At 68.1% G+C, this 16,667-nt stretch carries 16 protein-coding genes; 9 read left to right on the top strand and 7 right to left on the bottom strand.

Features of this window, described 5'->3' with window-relative positions; all coding sequences use genetic code 11:
- Positions 1 to 16: 16 nt before the first annotated feature.
- Entirely contained in the window at positions 17 to 343 is a 327-nt protein-coding gene (locus tag APM_RS03500; RefSeq protein ID WP_007421976.1) for a hypothetical protein, read from the top strand.
- A 90-nt stretch (positions 344 to 433) separates the two neighbouring features.
- Complete coding sequence (locus APM_RS03495) at positions 434 to 781, top strand: YidB family protein (protein ID WP_007421975.1); 348 nt, start codon at positions 434 to 436, stop codon at positions 779 to 781.
- Between the two features lie 21 nt (positions 782 to 802).
- On the opposite strand, the gene APM_RS03490 is transcribed toward APM_RS03495, so the two are convergent.
- The 3 genes from APM_RS03490 to gorA are packed head-to-tail and all read right to left on the bottom strand — an operon-like array spanning position 803 to position 4,795.
- Positions 803 to 1,954, bottom strand: a complete 1,152-nt coding sequence (locus tag APM_RS03490) for a nicotinate phosphoribosyltransferase (RefSeq protein ID WP_007421974.1) — start codon at positions 1,952 to 1,954, stop codon at positions 803 to 805.
- On the bottom strand, positions 1,955 to 3,361 hold the full coding sequence (locus tag APM_RS03485; RefSeq protein ID WP_007421973.1) for a class II 3-deoxy-7-phosphoheptulonate synthase: 1,407 nt from the start codon (positions 3,359 to 3,361) through the stop codon (positions 1,955 to 1,957).
- Between the two features lie 48 nt (positions 3,362 to 3,409).
- Positions 3,410 to 4,795, bottom strand: a complete 1,386-nt coding sequence (gene gorA, locus APM_RS03480) for a glutathione-disulfide reductase (protein ID WP_007421972.1) — start codon at positions 4,793 to 4,795, stop codon at positions 3,410 to 3,412.
- Positions 4,796 to 5,011: 216 nt separating this feature from the next.
- Between gorA and APM_RS03475 the strand changes: the two genes are divergently transcribed.
- Entirely contained in the window at positions 5,012 to 6,823 is a 1,812-nt protein-coding gene (locus APM_RS03475; RefSeq protein ID WP_007421971.1) for a cation:proton antiporter, read from the top strand.
- A 6-nt stretch (positions 6,824 to 6,829) separates the two neighbouring features.
- Here the strand turns inward: APM_RS03475 and APM_RS03470 are convergent, their stop codons facing one another.
- The gene (locus tag APM_RS03470; protein WP_007421970.1) at positions 6,830 to 7,180 is read right to left on the bottom strand and encodes a hypothetical protein; all 351 of its coding nucleotides are present in this window, start codon (positions 7,178 to 7,180) and stop codon (positions 6,830 to 6,832) included.
- A 16-nt stretch (positions 7,181 to 7,196) separates the two neighbouring features.
- Complete coding sequence (locus tag APM_RS03465; protein ID WP_007421969.1) at positions 7,197 to 8,447, bottom strand: molybdopterin-dependent oxidoreductase; 1,251 nt, start codon at positions 8,445 to 8,447, stop codon at positions 7,197 to 7,199.
- Positions 8,448 to 8,628: 181 nt separating this feature from the next.
- On the opposite strand from APM_RS03465, the gene APM_RS03460 reads away from it, so the two are divergent.
- Positions 8,629 to 9,297: a glutathione S-transferase family protein gene (locus APM_RS03460; protein ID WP_007421968.1), complete on the top strand. Its 669-nt coding sequence runs from the start codon at positions 8,629 to 8,631 to the stop codon at positions 9,295 to 9,297.
- 21 nt (positions 9,298 to 9,318) lie between these two features.
- On the opposite strand, the gene APM_RS03455 is transcribed toward APM_RS03460, so the two are convergent.
- Positions 9,319 to 10,176: an NUDIX hydrolase family protein gene (locus APM_RS03455; protein ID WP_007421967.1), complete on the bottom strand. Its 858-nt coding sequence runs from the start codon at positions 10,174 to 10,176 to the stop codon at positions 9,319 to 9,321.
- Positions 10,177 to 10,210: 34 nt separating this feature from the next.
- Between APM_RS03455 and APM_RS03450 the strand changes: the two genes are divergently transcribed.
- From APM_RS03450 to APM_RS03430, 5 genes are all read left to right on the top strand, one after another.
- Positions 10,211 to 12,082: an ABC transporter ATP-binding protein/permease gene (locus APM_RS03450; RefSeq protein WP_007421966.1), complete on the top strand. Its 1,872-nt coding sequence runs from the start codon at positions 10,211 to 10,213 to the stop codon at positions 12,080 to 12,082.
- 48 nt (positions 12,083 to 12,130) lie between these two features.
- The gene (locus APM_RS03445; protein WP_007421965.1) at positions 12,131 to 12,370 is read left to right on the top strand and encodes a hypothetical protein; all 240 of its coding nucleotides are present in this window, start codon (positions 12,131 to 12,133) and stop codon (positions 12,368 to 12,370) included.
- 164 nt (positions 12,371 to 12,534) lie between these two features.
- Positions 12,535 to 13,644 (top strand): sugar ABC transporter substrate-binding protein, encoded by a 1,110-nt coding sequence (locus tag APM_RS03440; protein WP_007421964.1) that lies wholly within the window; start codon positions 12,535 to 12,537, stop codon positions 13,642 to 13,644.
- A gap of 64 nt (positions 13,645 to 13,708) precedes the next feature.
- Positions 13,709 to 14,518, top strand: a complete 810-nt coding sequence (locus tag APM_RS03435; protein ID WP_007421963.1) for an ATP-binding cassette domain-containing protein — start codon at positions 13,709 to 13,711, stop codon at positions 14,516 to 14,518.
- Positions 14,515 to 15,723 (top strand): sugar ABC transporter permease, encoded by a 1,209-nt coding sequence (locus APM_RS03430; protein ID WP_007421962.1) that lies wholly within the window; start codon positions 14,515 to 14,517, stop codon positions 15,721 to 15,723. Before APM_RS03435 ends, APM_RS03430 begins: the two co-directional genes overlap by 4 nt.
- On the opposite strand, the gene APM_RS03425 is transcribed toward APM_RS03430, so the two are convergent.
- Positions 15,720 to 16,667, bottom strand: a 948-nt coding sequence (locus APM_RS03425) for an FAD-dependent oxidoreductase (RefSeq protein WP_007421961.1), incomplete at its 5' end; no start/stop codon positions are given. The genes APM_RS03430 and APM_RS03425 overlap by 4 nt on opposite strands.

Here is a 16,667-nt window from a genome sequence, read left to right as displayed (position 1 = left end):
ATTGGAGAGATCTCCCATGACCATCGGCACGATCCTGCGCGCGACAATTCCCGCGCTCGCGCTCGCCTTCACCATGAGCGCCGCCGGCACCGCCCAGGCCGCCACCAAGAAGGCGCCGGACAGCAAGGCGAAGACGCATCATGTCGCCCACGCCGCCGCCCTGCCGGGCTACAAGACGCTCGGCGCGGCGAAGGCCGCCTGCCACGGGACGGTGGTTTGGCACGCGACGGGCAGCAAGGTCTTCCATGGCGAAAAGTCGAAGTATTTCGGCAAGACCAAGCGCGGTGCCTATGTGTGCGAGAAGGTGGCTCTCGAACATCATCTGCACGCCAGCAAATACTGAGTCCCTGACCACGATCCCGACAGGGATTGCTTGATTCGCGGCCGGAACGTGTGCAACGTTTCCGGCCGTATTTGGTTAGGGAGATTTCAAATGGGTCTGTTCAACGGAATTTCCGGTCTGATCAGCGGCCTTGCCGAGGGGCAGCCGGCCGGCTCCCTGGCGGAGGCGCTGGAGGGCAGTGGCATCAGTCTGTCCGATCTCACGCAAACACTCCGGCAAAGCGATCTCGGCCCGCATGTCGCTTCCTGGCTCGGTGCGGGAGAGAACCTGCCGGTCAGCGTCGAAGATGTGCGGCAGGCACTCGGTGACCCGCTGGTGGAAAGGATCGCGGCGCAATTCGGGATCGATACGTCGGCGGCGGCTCAACTTCTCGCGCAGCACCTTCCCGCCGCGGTCAGCCAGGCTGCGCCCGGTGACGAAACGACAGACGACGAGTGAGAGACGTCCGAGCTCGCCGCGTCAGGCCCGCTCGCGCAGCAGGAATTCGCGGCCGAGCTTGACCCGCGGCTCGCCGTCATAGGCGACGACATCCGCCGTTGCGTAAGTCTCGCTCCATGTCTCGGGAATGAAGCTCCCTGTCCCGACGACGTCGACGGGCACATGCGCATCCGCCATCACGCTGCACTTCTCGACACCGAAGCCGGACGAGGCGACGATTTTCACCCGCACGAAACCCGCATCGTCCAGCACCTCGCGCAGCCGCCAGATCGCGGCGGCGGACACCCCGGTGCCGATCAGGTAGCGCAATTCGCTATGGCTGCGGTAACGGCGGATCGCGCCGGGCGCGTGCCGCTCCATCACCGCGTAGCTCTCCTGCGGGTCAAGCCCTTCGAGAAAGCGGCCGCCATGGGTGTCGAGCCGGATCGACAGCCGGCCCGCATCGGCCAGCTCGGGAAACCGCCGGCAGACGGCAAGCGCATCGGTCACTTCCCGGCCGAAATAATCGGTCAGCACCGTGAGGTCGGATTCGGGAAAGGTCTCGTGGAACATCTCGGCCGCGCGCACGGTGCTGCCGGCATACCCGATCAGCGCATGCGGCATGGTCCCATAGCCATGCGGCGCACCGAAATAATGCGCGGTCTCGTCAGTGGCGTTGCCGATGAAGCCGCGCGCGCCCTCGGCCCGCGCCGCCCGCGAACCGACCGACGCCGCATAGGCCATCATCTCTTCCATCTCGGCGCCCGCGCAGTGGCGGGATTCCATCGCGAGAAAGGCGGCTTTCGGCAGGGCGGCGCACATCTGATAGGCATTGTGCGCGGCCACACAGGCCGGGCCGAGCTTCTGCAGCAGGATCGTCTCGAGATCCACCAGGGCCACGAAACTGCCGGTCACATAGGCAATCGGCTCGCCTGCGCCTACCCAGGATCCCTCGGGCCGGGCGAGTTCGACCTCGACATGCTCGCCGCGCGCCTCCATCACCTCGTCGAGCCAGCGCAGCATCAGCATCGGCGCGGAGACAACGGGGCGGCGCATGAACAGGGCGTAGGTGACCCGCGCATCGCCGAACCGGGCGACGATCGCCCTGGTCCGGTTGAAATAGGCATCGGTCCGCGCCGCGATCCCGGCGTCGAGATCGGGGCGCGGGACCGCCCGGCGTGCGGCGCGGGTCATTTACTCGGCGGCGATCGCGGTGCCGCGGGGCGCGCGACGGGTCTTCAGTTCCGCCGCGATCAGGAAGGCGAGTTCGAGCGACTGCTCGGCATTCAGCCGCGGGTCGCAGAACGTCTCGTAGCGGGCCCCGAGATCGGCCTCGGAAAGCTGCCGCGCGCCGCCGACGCACTCGGTCACGTCCTGCCCGGTCATCTCGACATGCACGCCGCTCGGCGTGGTTCCCTCGGCCTCGTGAATGTCGAAGAAGCCGCGCACTTCCGACAGGATCGCATCGAACCGGCGGGTCTTCACCTTGCCGGATGTCGTGATCGTGTTGCCGTGCATCGGGTCGCACAGCCAGGCCACATTGCGGCCCTCCCGCTTTGTCGCCCGCACCAGTTTCGGCAGCTTGGCGGCGATCTGCTCCGCGCCCATCCGCGCGATCAGCGTCAGCCGCCCGGCCTCGTTCGCCGGATCGAGGCGCTCGATCAGGCGCAGCATGTCGTCCTCGTCCATGCTCGGGCCGACCTTCATGCCGATGGGGTTCTTCACGCCGCGCATGAACTCGACATGCGCGCCGTCGAGCTGGCGGGTGCGGTCGCCGATCCAGAGGAAATGCGCCGAGCAGGCGTAATGATCGCCTGTCGTCGAATCGACGCGCGTCAGCGCCTGCTCGTAGGGCAGCAGCAGCGCTTCGTGGCTCGTGTAGAACTCGGTCTCGTGGATCTGCGGGGTCGACTGGCTGGTCATGCCGCAGGCGGCCATGAACTGCAGCGTCTCGTCGATCCGTGCCGCGAGGTCGCGGTAGCGCTCGGCGAGCGGCGAGCGGCGCACGAAATCCAGGTTCCAACGATGCACCTGGTGCAGGTCGGCGTAGCCGCCCGAGGCGAAGGCGCGCAGCAGGTTGAGCGTGCCGGCCGACTGGAAATAGCCGAACTCCATCCGCGCCGGATCGGGAATGCGGGCTTCGGCGGTGAAATCCGGCCCGTTGATGATGTCGCCGCGGTAGGAGGGCAGGGTGACGCCGTCGATCGTCTCGCTGTCCGAACTGCGCGGCTTGGCAAACTGGCCGGCCATGCGGCCGAGCTTTACCACCGGCACCGACCCGCCGAAGGTCAGCACCACCGCCATCTGCAGCAGCACGCGGAACGTGTCGCGGATGACGTTGGCGGTGAAGTCGCCGAAGCTCTCGGCGCAGTCGCCGCCCTGCAGGATGAACGCCTTGCCTTCCGTCGCCAGCGCGAGCGAGGCCTTCAGGCGCCGCGCCTCGCCGGCGAAGACGAGCGGCGGATAGCCATGCAGGCGGGCCTCCATCGCAGCGAGCTTCGCCGCGTCGGGATAGGTCGGCACCTGCTTGATCGGCTTCGCCCGCCAGGATTCCGGGCTCCAGCCCGCCGGATCATGCATCGTCGTGTCAGCGTCGTTCATGGCGATCTCCTTGGAGAAGGGCCTATAAGCCAAAACCGGGCGGGCGCGCTACTCCGCCGCCCGCGGCTTCGCCGATTCGCCGCCGCGGTTCACCCGTCGTGTCTCCGTCCGCAGGGTTACGAATTCCTCCGCCGCAGTCGGGTGGATGCCGATCGTGCGGTCGAAATCCGCCTTGGTCGCCCCGGCAGTGATGGCCACGGCAAGCCCCTGCATGATCTCGGCGGCGTCCTCGCCCAGCATATGCGCGCCGATGACCTGGTCGGTCTCCGCGTCGACGATCAGCTTCATCATCGTTTTCCGCGCGCGTCCGCTGAGCGTGTGACGCATGGGCGTGAACCGCGCGACGAACACTTTCGCGCCGTCGGGTGCCGCGTCCTCCGTCACGCCGACGGTGGCGAGCGGCGGGATCGAGAAGACCGCACTCGCCACATTGGCGAGGGAGATGCGGCGCGGCCGGTTGCCGAACAGCGTGTCCGCCAGGGCGTGGCCCTCGGCGGTGGCGACCGGGGTGAGGTTCAGCCGGTCGGTCACGTCGCCGAGCGCGAAGATGTGCGGGACATTGGTGCGATAATCCTCGTCGATCGGGATCGCGCCGCCGGGCCCGGCCGTCACGCCGGCCTTGTCCAGCCCGAGGCCCGCCACGTTCGGTGCCCTTCCGGTGGCGAAAAACACGCAATCCGCCTCGATCATGTGCCCGTTCGACAGATGCAGGCGCCGCCGCGCGCCCGCCGCCTCGATCCGCACGGGCTCGACGCCGTGATGCACGCCAATCCCGTTCGCCGCCAGCGCCTCCGCCAGCCCCGCCCGCAGGTCGGGGTCAAACCCGCGCAGCGGCAGCGGCTGGCGGTAGACGATGTCCACCTTCGAGCCGAGGCCGGCAAGGATTCCGGCGAATTCCACAGCAATATAGCCGCCGCCGACCATCACGACATGCTCCGGCCGCGCCGGCAGGTGGAAGGCGTCGTCCGAGACGATCGCGAGGTCCGCGCCGGGAATGGCGGGCCGGAGCGGCTGGCCGCCGGTCGCGATCGCGATCCGGTCGGCGGTGACGTGCTGCTCGCCCACCATCAGCGTATGCGGGCCGAGAAACCGCGCCCGCGCATTGAAGATCGTGGCGCCGGCCCGCTCCAGCAGTCCCGTATAGGCGCCGTTCAGCCGGCCGATCTCGCGGTCCTTGGCGGCGATGAAACCGGGCCAGTCATGCGCGACGGCGCGCATGTCCCAGCCGAAGCCGCGCGCATCGGCGGCGCCAAGTCCGTACTCCGCCGCCATCACCATCAGCTTCTTTGGCACGCAGCCGATATTCACGCAGGTGCCGCCCCAGTGCCGGTCCTCGGCGATGCCGACGCGCGCGCCATGCCCCGCCGCGATCCGCGCGAGCCGCACCCCCGCCGAGCCGCCGCCGATGACGAAAAGGTCGAAATCGTGGTTCATCCCGATCATCCTGTTCTCACGCCGCCTTACGTAAGGGTTTGTCGCACGATTGGCATGGGATGGAAACGGAATGGCCGCCCTGTCGCGATCGGGCCGGTTGGCGGGCGCGCCGGCCGGTGGCAGGGTCATTCCGCCGGTCCGCTTCCGCGCGCCGGTACTGCCTGACCATCCGCGGCCCACAATCCACGCTCATGCCTGTTTCGGGGAACCGGCCCAATGATCATCACCCTCGTCGCACTGCTCGCGGCCACGGTCGTCACGGTGCCGCTGGCGCGTCGCCTCGGGGTCGGCAGCATCGTGGGCTATCTGTTCGCCGGGCTCATCATCGGTCCGGCCGGCCTGCGCCTCGTCACCGGCATCTCCGAAATCCGCAGCGTGTCGGAGCTCGGGGTGACCATGCTGCTGTTCCTGATCGGGCTGGAGATTCGCCCGCACCGGCTCTGGATCCTGCGCAAGACCATCCTAGGCCTCGGTTTCGGTCACATGATCCCGAGCGCCGCCATTCTGGCCGTCCTTGCCCATTTCGCCGGACTCGGCTGGCCGGCGGCGACGGTGGTCGGCCTCGGCCTGTCGCTCTCCTCCACCGCCATCGTCCTGCCGATGCTGAACGAGCGCAACCTGCTCAGCGCCGCCTCCGGCCGCGATGCCTTCGCCGTCCTGCTGTTCCAGGATATGGCCTTCATCCCCCTGGTCGCCCTGGTGCCGCTGCTCGTCGGCAATACGCTGGCGAGCCATCTCGCCGCCGGCGCGGCCCCGGCGGATGTCGCCGCGCATTTCGCCCACAATGTCCCCTGGCTCGCGGTCGGGCGGGCGGTGCTGGCGGTGGCGGCGATCCTGTTCGGCGGCATGGTCCTCGCCGACCGCGTCTTCCGCCTGATCGGCGGTGCGCGCACCCCCGAGGTGTTCACCGCGATGACGCTGCTGATCGTCGTCGGCACGGCGGCTCTGGCCCACTGGGCCGGACTGTCGGCCTCGCTCGGCGCCTTCATGGCGGGCGCGCTGCTGTCGGATTCGGAGTTCCGTCACGCCATCCAGGCCGATATCGAGCCGTTCGAGGGCCTGCTGCTCGGCTTCTTCTTCATCTCGGTTGGCATGTCGGTCGATTTCTCGCTGTTTCATAGCGAACCGCTGCTGATCGTCGCTTCCGTGGCCGCGCTGCTTGTCGTGAAGACCGCGGTCGGGTTCGTGGTCGCCTTCGCGAAGCGCCGCAACGTGGCCACCGCGCTGCGCTTTGCCGCTGCATTGCCGGAAGGCAGCGAGTTCAGCTTTGTGGTCTTCGCCGCCGCCGTCGGTGCCGGGGTGCTGAACCGGGCCCAGTCTGGGCTGGCGACGCTCACTGTCGCCCTGTCGATGTTGGTGGTGCCGCTCGGTTTCGCCGGCATCGAGCGCTGGGTCATGCCGCGCATCGCCCGCCGGCAGACGCCGCCGACCACCCCGATCGAGGAGGGCGCCGTCGTCCCGGTGCTGATCTGCGGCTTCGGCCGGGTCGGCCAGATCGTCGGCCGGCTGCTCTCGGTGCGACGGATTCCCTTCGTCGCCCTCGACCAGAACGCCGAACATGTCGCCTTCGTCCGCCGCTTCGGCGCGCGGGCCTATTTCGGCGATCCGGCCCGGCTCACCGTCCTGCGCGCCGCCGGCGCGGGCAATGCGAAGCTGCTGGTCATCGCACTCGACGATCCCGATGCGGCGCTCCGGGTGGCCGACCTCGCGCGCCGCCACCTGCCGCACCTGACCATCCTGGCGCGGGCGCGGAACCGCCGCCATGCCCAGTTGCTGATGGATCGCGGCGTCGAGCACATCGTGCGCGAAACCTTTGCATCGAGCCTCGAACTCGGCGAACGCGCGCTGCGCGAACTCGGCATTCCTGCCGAGGAGGCGGCGCGCACCATCTTCACGTTCCGGCAGCGGGACGAGGCGCTGCTCACCGAAACCCTCGGCTTTGCCGGCGACCCGTCGCGCGTGGTCGCCAGCATCGAGCAGAGCGTCGCCGAACTGCAGTCCCTCTTCGAGGCCGATCGCGGCGGCTGAGTTGGGCTATTTCATCGCCTTCTGCCGGGCCACCAGCGCGTCGACGATCTTCGGGATGTCGGCCTCCGCGTAGGGCGCGCCGAACGCTTTCTTCATCTTCGTCACCTCCACTGTCCAGGTCGATGCGGAAAGCTTCGGTTGCCGCTCAACGAATCCCGCCGAGTGGCAGGTGACGCAGTGCTGGTTCAGGATTTCCGCGCCCGTGCCCTGGAAATAGCCACCCGGAGAAGGAACGTTGACCGAGAGCGGCCCCAGCGTCGGTCCGGGTGCAGCCGCCAGTGCAATGGTGCCGCAGACGGTCGCCGCCGCGAGCGCAACAAGAGCGGCGCGCGCGGAATATGTGCTGATGATCTTCATGGCTTGCCGTCCTTTCTCAGGCGACCGTGACGTCGACATGTTCGATGGCGTTGTAGAGGAACCCGCCCGGATTCCAGCCTGCCTTCGCGGGCTGCACGTGCCCTGCCGCGTTGGTGGCCCGGACCATCAGCCGATAGGCCCCCGGCTTGGGGAAGCGCACCGGAATTTGCCAGTCCCGGAAGCCATAGGCACCATGGTTTTGCCCGAGCCTGGCCGGGCGCCAGCTCGCCCCGCCGTCGATCGACACGGCAACGGACTTCAGGGCGCTGCCGCCGCCGAAGGCAAAGCCGCGAACCACGACGGGTCTGCCGGCGGGCAGCCGCGCGCCGTTGGTGACGCTGCCGAAGAAGCTGCGCGGCTTCATCTCGTTGATCGGCACCATCTTGATCCCCGGCTCACCGGGTGTCATCGATCCGGTCGGCGTGTCAGGGATCTTGTAGGCGGTTGCCATCCAGAAATCGGTCGAGGGGTGATCCATCACCTCGATCTCGGTGAGCATCTTCACCCAATAGGTCGAATACCATCCCGGCACGATGAGGCGGACCGGGTAGCCATTGAGCAGCGGCAGATTCGCGCCGTTCATCTGGAAGGCGATCATCACCTCGCCGTCATTGGCGCGTGACAGCGGAATGGCCTTCTCGAATCTGACATCCGCCGGATACAGCCCGCCGCCCTGCTCGAGGCTGCGGAACGCAACATGCGTCGCCCCGGCCTTCACTCCGGCGCGGGCCAGCAGATGCCTGAGCGGCACGCCGGTCCACATTGCATTGTACATGGCGCCATGCGCCCATTGCGCGCCGGGCACCCGCGGTTCGATGAAGCCCCGGCTGTTGCCCGAGCACTGGTTCACCGCAGCGATCTTGCGGATCGGAAAGCCGTGCATCAGCTCGTCGAGCGTGATCTCGACCGGCTTGTTGACGAGGCCCGAAACCCTGATCCGGTATTTCGCCGTGTCGATGCTTTCCGGGAAGTCGGCCATGTGCCAGCGCACGAAGGCGCGGTCGTTCGGTGTGAACAGGTTGTCCCGGAACACCTCGAACGGCGTTTCCAGCAGCGGCGCGCGGGTCCGCTGCAGGATCATCTCGCCTTTTTGCGGAAACGTTCCCGCCGGCACGATGGGCCGCTCGCCATTGGCGAAGGGCAGGGTGACGGTCTGCGGCGCCGCCGCGCCGGCGCGCGAGGCAAGCGCAAGTCCGGCGATCGAGGCGGTGCCCAGCAGGGTCGCACGACGCGTGGCGCCGCCCTCGCTGGAAAAGCTTTGTTTCATGGCGTGTCTCCAAATATCGTTTCTTGAGCCCAACGGGTGTGTCCGTCAGCCTTTTAAGTGTAACGGAATTGTGATATTCTCGAAAGTGAATAAATGTGATGACATGCTACGGACGGTTGCGTGCGGTGCACGGCGCCGCCGCGTCTTGCACGCCGGTGCCGTCCTGCGATAACGCCGGTTCATGCGCATTCTACATCACCTCCCGCTCTCGCCCTTTGCCCGCAAGGTCAGGCTCGTGCTGGCCGAAAAGCGGCTGCCCTTCGAACTCAAGCTCGAACGGACATGGGAGCGCCGCCCGGAATACCTCGCGATGAACCCGGCCGGCACGGTGCCGACCCTGGTCGAGGAGAACGGGCTGGTGGTGCCCCATTCCAACGCCATCTGCGAATATCTCGACGAGGCTTACCCGGACATTTCCCTGATCGGCCGCACGCTGGCCGAGCGCGCCGAGATCCGCGCCGTCACCGCCTGGTTCGACGAGCGCTTCGCCACCGAAGTGTCGCGCAACCTGCTCTACGAGAAGGTGATGAAGCCGGCGGCCAAGCGCGGCGCCCCCGACCCCTCGCGCATCCGCGACGGCTATGCGGCGTTACGCGCCCATCTCGGCCATATCGGCTTTCTCGCCGAGCGGCGGAAATATCTTGCTGGCGCCAATCTCTCGCTGGCCGATTTCGCCGCCGCGGCGCATCTCTCGGCCCTCGATTTCATTGGCGATATCGACTGGTCGGTGAATCCGGCCGCCCGCGAATGGTATGCGCGGATCAAGTCCCGCCCGGCCTTCCGCCCGCTGCTGAACGATCGTGTCTCCGGCTTCACGCCGCCGCCGCACTACGCCGACCTCGATTTCTGATCCCTGCCACCCGGCGGCGCGTCAATCCGCCGCCGCCGGCGGCTGGGCGGCGAGCGCCGCCCGCACCCGGTCGCTCGGATCGGCGAGCACGCCGTGGCGGAGCAGGAAATCGATGATCACGAGATTGACGTTGAACTTTACCTCATCGGTCCCGGCGACGATGCCGAGCATCTCCCGGGCCGGGACGAGGCTGAAGGATTCCACCTCGCCATCCGCCGCTTCGGGGCGGAACGACTCGTCCAGCTCGAGGTCGTAGCAGACCAGCAGGTCGCGCCGCAGCCCCTCCGGCCGCTCCATGTCATAGGCGATCCGCGCCACCGCCCGCGCTTGGGCGATCGTGCCGGCGGGAATGCTCGCCTCTTCGGCAGCTTCCTTCGCCAGCGTGTCGAACGCGCCCATTCCGGCAGAGACGCCGCCGCCGACCAGGTTGTCCAGCTTGCCGGGATCGAGCTTCTTCGTCGCGCTCCGCCGGCCGATCCACAGATGGGGCCCGTCCGCCCGCCGCACATAGCCGTTCAGATGCACGCCGACGCCGATGACTCCGAAGGCGGGCAGCGCCCCGCGGTCGAGCGTTGCGAGCACCGGTCCGTCGATCCGGCTGCGCACGTCGAACAACTCGCCCCGCGTGCGGAAGCCGTGCGCCGGGCCGAGCGGGGTCGCCACCGCGTTCAGCCGCGCGGCCTCTTCCGGCGGAATGCTCAGCCCGCCGGGATGGGGACGCGCATAGAACGCAAGGTCCGCGGCCAGGGCGGCGCCGACATAGCCGACCGGCTCGTCGCCGATATGGAGCGGAATCCGTCGCCCCGGCAGAACCGCCGTGCGGCACCGCGCGATACGTTCGAGCAGCGCGGCCGATACCTGCTCCTCAGTGCCGGCCATTTGCATTTCGTGAACTGCATGCCATCTGCCGGACATGGCCCGAACCGTCGACATTGCCAAGAGCGAAAGCAGTCTCGCCACCGTGCGCTCCCTGCTGCCCTATCTCTGGCCCAAGCGCGAGCCCGGATTGCGCGTCCGCGTCGTGCTCGCCTCCCTGTGCCTGGTCCTCGCCAAGGTCGCGACCGTCATCATCCCGATCCTCTATGCGCGGGCGGTGGACGTGCTGTCGGCCAAGGCCGGCCCGCTCGCCGTGCCGGCGGCGCTGATCGTCGCCTACGCGCTGGTGCGCATCGCCTCGTCCGGCTTCGGCGAACTGCGCGACGCGCTCTTCGCCGCCGTGCAGCAGCGCGCGGCGCGGGTGATCAGCCGCGAGACCTTCGAGCATCTGCACAACCTCTCGATGCGCTTTCATCTCGACCGGCAGACCGGCGGGCTCTCGCGCATCATCCTGCGCGGCACCACCGGCATCCAGACGGTGCTGCGCCTTGCCGTGTTCAACGTGGTGCCGACGCTGATCGAACTGCTGCTGACGGTCGGCATCCTCTGGCACATGTTCAACTGGATCTATGCCGCGATCACGCTGGTCGCGGTCGGCGGCTATCTCGGCTTCACCTTCGGCTTCACCTCCTGGCGCATAAAGTTCCGCCGCCAGATGAACGAGACCGACAACGCCGCCCAGACCAAGGCGATAGACAGCCTGCTGAATTTCGAGACGGTGAAGTATTTCGGCAACGAGGCGCATGAAAGCGTGCGCTTCGACGCGAGCCTCGCCGCCTACGAGACGGCGGCGGTCCGCTCGCAGGTCACGCTCAACGCGCTCAATCTCGGCCAGGCCGCGATCATCGCCGTCGGCCTTGCCGTGCTGATGCTGATGGCGGCGAACGGCGTCGTCGCCGGGCGGCTGAATGTCGGCCAGTTCGTGCTGGTGAACACCTACCTGATCCAGCTCTACCAGCCGCTCAACTTCGTCGGCTTCGTCTATCGCGAGCTGAAGCAGGGCCTGGTCGACATGGAGCAGATGTTTTCACTCCTCCGCACCCCGCAGGAGATCTCCGACCGGGCGGATGCGAAAACCCTGCCGGCGCGGGGTGCTCCCGTGCCGGTCGAGTTCGTGGATGTCCGCTTCGGCTACAGCCCCGATCGGGAGATCCTGCACGGCATCTCCTTCCGCGCCGAACCCGGCCGCAAGATCGCCCTGGTCGGGCCGACGGGGTCGGGCAAGTCGACCATTTCGCGGCTGCTCTTCCGCTTCTACGACGTGAGCGAGGGCGCCGTGCTTGTCGATGGCATCGACGTGCGCGACCTGACACAGGCGAGCCTGCGCGCCGCGATCGGCGTCGTGCCGCAGGACACCGTGCTGTTCAACGACAGCATCCGCTACAACATCGCCTATGGCCGTCCCGGCGCGTCGGATGCCGAGGTCGAGCGCGCGGCCCGCCTCGCCCAGATCCACGATTTCATCATGTCGCTGCCGCAGGGCTATGCGACCACGGTGGGCGAGCGCGGCCTCAAGCTCTCGGGCGGCGAGAAGCAGCGCGTCGCCATCGCCCGCACCATTCTCAAGGATCCCCGCCTGCTGATTCTCGACGAGGCGACCAGCGCCCTCGACACGGCGACGGAGCAGGATATCGGCGCGGCGCTGCGGCAGGTCGCGCGCGACCGCACCACGCTGGTGATCGCCCATCGCCTGTCCACGGTGATCGACGCCGACGAGATCCTCGTCCTGCGCGACGGCAACATCGTCGAGCGCGGCACCCATGCCTCGCTGCTCGCCGCCGGCGGCATCTACGCCGCGATGTGGGCCGCGCAGTCCGAGCAGATCGAGGCGGCCTCGGCCGAACAGGACCTCGCCACCGGCCCGCGCACCCGCGAGCTTCCCCTCCGCCCCGCGACGACTCCGGCCTGAGGGGCCGGCCGCCGCCATAACGATTTCATGACGCAAGGGAATGATCAGATGCACCAACAAGCAACCGAGGCGCAGATCCTCGAGGCCGGCCAGATCATCGACCAGCTGGTTCATCATATGGTCGAGAAGGAGATCCCGACCATCGCCATCGCCTCGGCCCTGCTCGGCGGCGCGCTGAACCTGCTGAGCGCCTCGCTGCCCGACGAGGCCATCCTGCGGATCCTCGACAATGCGATGGAAAGCGTGCGTTCCGGCGCGCTGCGCGAGATCGACGAACCCAAGCAATAGGGCCCCGCCGGCCGAGCGTCCGCGACAAGTCTGCATTTCCCGCTTGACAATGGTTCGGGCTTCACGATAGCAACCGATTTACTACAAGGGTCAAATTAATTGGAGCTCCGCGGTTCGGCGGAGGACCGGAATTCGATCCATCATTTCTTGGAAGAGGAAACACCATGAAAATCGCGTTCCCGACGATTATTGCCGCGTCCGCGCTGGCGGTTGGCGCCTTCGGCCTGACGGCCGCGCACGCCCAGTCGGTCACCCAGCCTTCCGTGCACCAGATCAGCAGCAAGAAGACGACGATCGCCTTCCTGCTGCCCGAGAACTCCTCGCCGCGCTATGAGCAGGTCGACCGTCCGTGGTTCATCAAGATGGCGCATGCGGCCGATCCGAACGCCAAGCTGATCGTCAGCAACGCCAATTCGAGCCCCGACACCCAGCTCAACCAGGCCGAATCCGCGATCTCGAACGGTGCGGACGTTCTCGTCGTCGATCCGGTCGACGGCAAGGCCGGTGCCGCGATCGTCAACTACGCCGCGCGCAACCACGTCAAGGTCATTTCCTACGACCGTCTGATCCAGGATTCGAAGCCCGATTACTACGTCTCGTTCGACAACACGAAGGTCGGCGAGCTGCAGGGCGAGTATATCGCCAAGCACACCAAGCCCGGCGGCAGCGTGATGATGATCAACGGCGCGCCGACCGATCCGAACGCGTTCGACTTCCGCAAGGGCGCGATGAACGTGCTCGGCCCGCTCTTCAAATCCGGCAAGCTGCACCTCGCCTACTCGGTGATGACGCCGGACTGGAGCCCGCAGAACGCGTTCGAGGAAAGCCAGCAGGCGCTCACCCGGCTGCACAACAAGGTCAACGCCGTCCTCGCCGCGAATGACGGCACCGCCTCCGGCGTGATCCGCGCGCTCCAGGCGGTCGGCCTCGCCGGCAAGGTGCCGGTGACCGGCCAGGATGCGACCAATGGCGGCCTGACCTTCATCCTCGAAGGCCTGCAGTCGATGACCGTGTTCAAATACGTCCCCGAGGAAGCCGCCGCGGCGGCGGAACTCGCGGTGGCGGTGGCGACCGACACGAAGCCGCCGGCCGGCCTGCTGAACGGCAAGACCAACAACAAGATGATCGACGTCCCGTCGGTCCTGCTGAAGCCGCTCGTGGTCACCAAGGCGAATATCGCCGGCTCGGTGATCAAGTCGGGCTATACCACCTGGAAGGCGATCTGTGTGGGCCCCGCGGCCCAGGGCAAGATCTGCAAGGCCCACGGCGCCTGATCCGGGACCATTGACGGCGCGGCGGACGCCCCGCGCGTCCGCCGTTTGCTTGGGAGGACGAGAGATGAGTGCGGCAATCGCGGCTGAACCCGCCGCAGCACCCCTGCTTGAGGTGCGCGGCCTGCAAAAGCGCTACGGCGCCGTGGTCGCCCTGCGCGACGTGAACTTCACCGTCCGCCGCGGCGAGGTGACCGCCCTGCTTGGCGACAACGGTGCGGGCAAATCCACGACCATCAAGGCGATCGCCGGCGTCGCGCCGATCGACGAGGGAGAAATCCTGCTCGAGGGAAGGCCGGTCTCGATCCGCCACCCGTCCGAGGCGACGGCGCTGGGCATCCAGACCGTGTATCAGGATCTCGCCCTCTGCGACAATCTTGGCATCTGCGCCAATCTCTATCTCGGCCGCGAACTCGTCAGCACGCCGACCGCGCTCGGCCCGCATGTGCTGCGCGATGTCGACATGGAACTCGAAGCGCGGCGGGTGCTGAAGACGCTGCGGATCAACCTGCCCGCGCTCGATACGCCGGTGGCCTCGCTCTCCGGCGGGCAGCGCCAGGCGGTCGCCATCGCCCGCGCCGTGCTGTGGGATTCGAAGCTCGTCATCATGGACGAACCCACCGCCGCCCTCGGCGTCGCCCAGACGGCGGAGGTGCTCCGCCTGGTGCGCGACCTCGCCGAGCAGGGCTATGGCGTCATTCTCATCACCCACAACATGCAGAACGTCTTCCAGGTGGCGGACAACATCGCCGTGCTGCGCCTCGGCGCCACGGTGATGGAAGCCCGCAAGAGCGACGTGACGCCGGAGCAGGTGGTCGGCGCCATCACCGGCACGCTCGCCATTCCCGGGACCGGCGCGGCAGGAGCCATGGCATGAGCAGCGTGCAGCATCCGGAGCAGAAATCCGAGCAGAAATCCCCGTTCAGGCGCTGGCTGACCGGGGTCGCGCAATCGACCGATCTCGGCATGCTGCCGGTGATCGCGGCACTCATCGTCATCTGGATCGTCTTCGAGACGCTGAACGCCAACTTCCTGACCCCGCGCAACCTCTCCAATCTCGCGGCCCAGATCGTCGTCACCGGCACGCTGGCGCTGGCCGAAATCTACATCATCCTGCTCGGCATGATCGACCTGTCGATCGGCTGGAACTCGGTTCTCGCCGCGTCGGTGTTCTCGCTGGCCACGGTGTTCTTTCACCTGCCGGTCGGCGTCGGCATCGTGCTTGGAATCGCGCTGGCGACCGGCCTTGGTTTCCTCCAGGGCATGGTGGTCTCGCGGATCGGCGTGCCGAGCTTCGTCGTCACCCTCGGCGGCGGCATGATCGCCGAGGGCCTGACGCTCGCGATCCTGACGCCGCATGGCGGATCGGTGCCGCTGGCGGACAATTTCACCACCGCGATCGGCACGCTCAATCTCGATCCGCTGTGGTCGTGGGTGCTGAGCCTGCTGCTGTTCGGCGCCTATGCCGCGGTCACGCTGAACGGCATCCGCAAGCGCACGGCGAGCGGCCACGAGGGCGGGTTCGCCGCGACGATGCGGCTGGTCGGCGTCGCCATCATGCTGTTCGGCGCGGTGTTCATGCTGAACGCCTATCGCGGCGTGCCGTTCCTGCTCATGATCTTCCTGATCGCGCTGTTCGCCTCGGCCTTCGTCACCAAGTCCACCCGCTTCGGCCGGCATCTCTACGCGGTCGGCGGCAATGCCGAGGCGGCGCGCCGCGCCGGCATCTCGGTGAAGGGGATTCAGCTCGCCGTCTTCATCATCGCCGGCTTCCTTGTCGGCCTCGCCGGCTATCTCGATGCGGCACGCCTCGGCGTCGCCTCCGCCTCGGTCGGCAATGGCGACATCATGCTCAACGCCGTCGCCGCGGCGGTGATCGGCGGCACCTCGCTGTTCGGCGGGCGCGGCAGCGTCTATGGCGCGCTGTTCGGCGCACTGGTGATCGCGAGTGTCAGCAACGGCATGAACCTGCTCGGCGCCGCCTCATCGGTGCGCTTCATCGTCGAGGGGCTGATCCTGCTGGCTGCGATCACCATCGACACCATCCTCCGCCTCCGGCGGATGCGCAGCGGCCGGGCCTAACGCCCGGCTGCCACGCCAGCCGCGGGAAGGCCGCCGCCATGTTGCGCATTCATGGCGGCGGCTGCCTCGGCGGCGGCCAGCGCGCCCTCGAGATAGCCGCCGAATTCGGGCGCGCTCTCCGATCCCGAAAGCAGGACGCGGCCGCGCCACGGCGCGGGCAGGGCGAGCGGCGCATAGGCCGGATGCCCGGCCAGCGGCGGGGCGTCGGCCGGAGTCGCGGTCAGCTCGTCGGTCGACCAGTCCTGGATCAGCAGCGCGCGCGGTGATCCGGCCGCCGGGCCGAACAGCGATGCGAGCTGGGCGTGCACCGCATCCTCCAGCCTTGCCCGGCGCGCCGCCCGCATCGCGGCCGGCCAGGCGAAGAAGCCGAACAGCGCCGCCTCGCCCGCGGCACCGGGCAGGCTGGCATCGTGAATCTCGCCCAGCGGCCCGCACCGGCTGAAGGCCCCGCCCGACAGGCCGGAAGCGCGCCAGACCGGCGCGTCGTAGATCGCCAGCGCCTTGGCGTGCCCGGCCATCCAGGTCGGCACCGCCTCGAACTGCCGCAGCGAAGCGGCGGGCAGGGCGGGCGCAAAGCCGATCGTCGCCGCCAGTCGCGGCGGCAGCGCCAGCGCCACGCGCCGCGCCCGCAGCGCTGCCGCCCCGGTCTCGACGCCGACCGCATCCGACTCCAGGACCAGCCGCTCGACCCGGGTGCCGAGCCGGATCGTGCCGGGGGCGAGGCGGGCGGCGAATCCTTCGGCGAGGGCGGCGATCCCGCCCTCGACCCGCATGCTCGGCGGCTCCTGCGCGAAGCCGTGGGGCAGGCGCTGGGCCGTCCCGTCGCTGTCCTGGAACACGAAGCCGCCTTCATCCGCCTGGCGGTAGAGCCGGAGGCCGAGTGCAGCGGCGGCCCGCGCCACGCGCGGCTGCATGGCCGGCCAGATCCAGGCCGGGCCGAGATC

Source organism: Acidiphilium sp. PM, assembly GCF_000219295.1.
Lineage (GTDB): Bacteria > Pseudomonadota > Alphaproteobacteria > Acetobacterales > Acetobacteraceae > Acidiphilium > Acidiphilium multivorum.
Note: the sequence above shows the minus strand (reverse complement) of the source record. Positions and strands in the feature narration are given on the sequence as shown.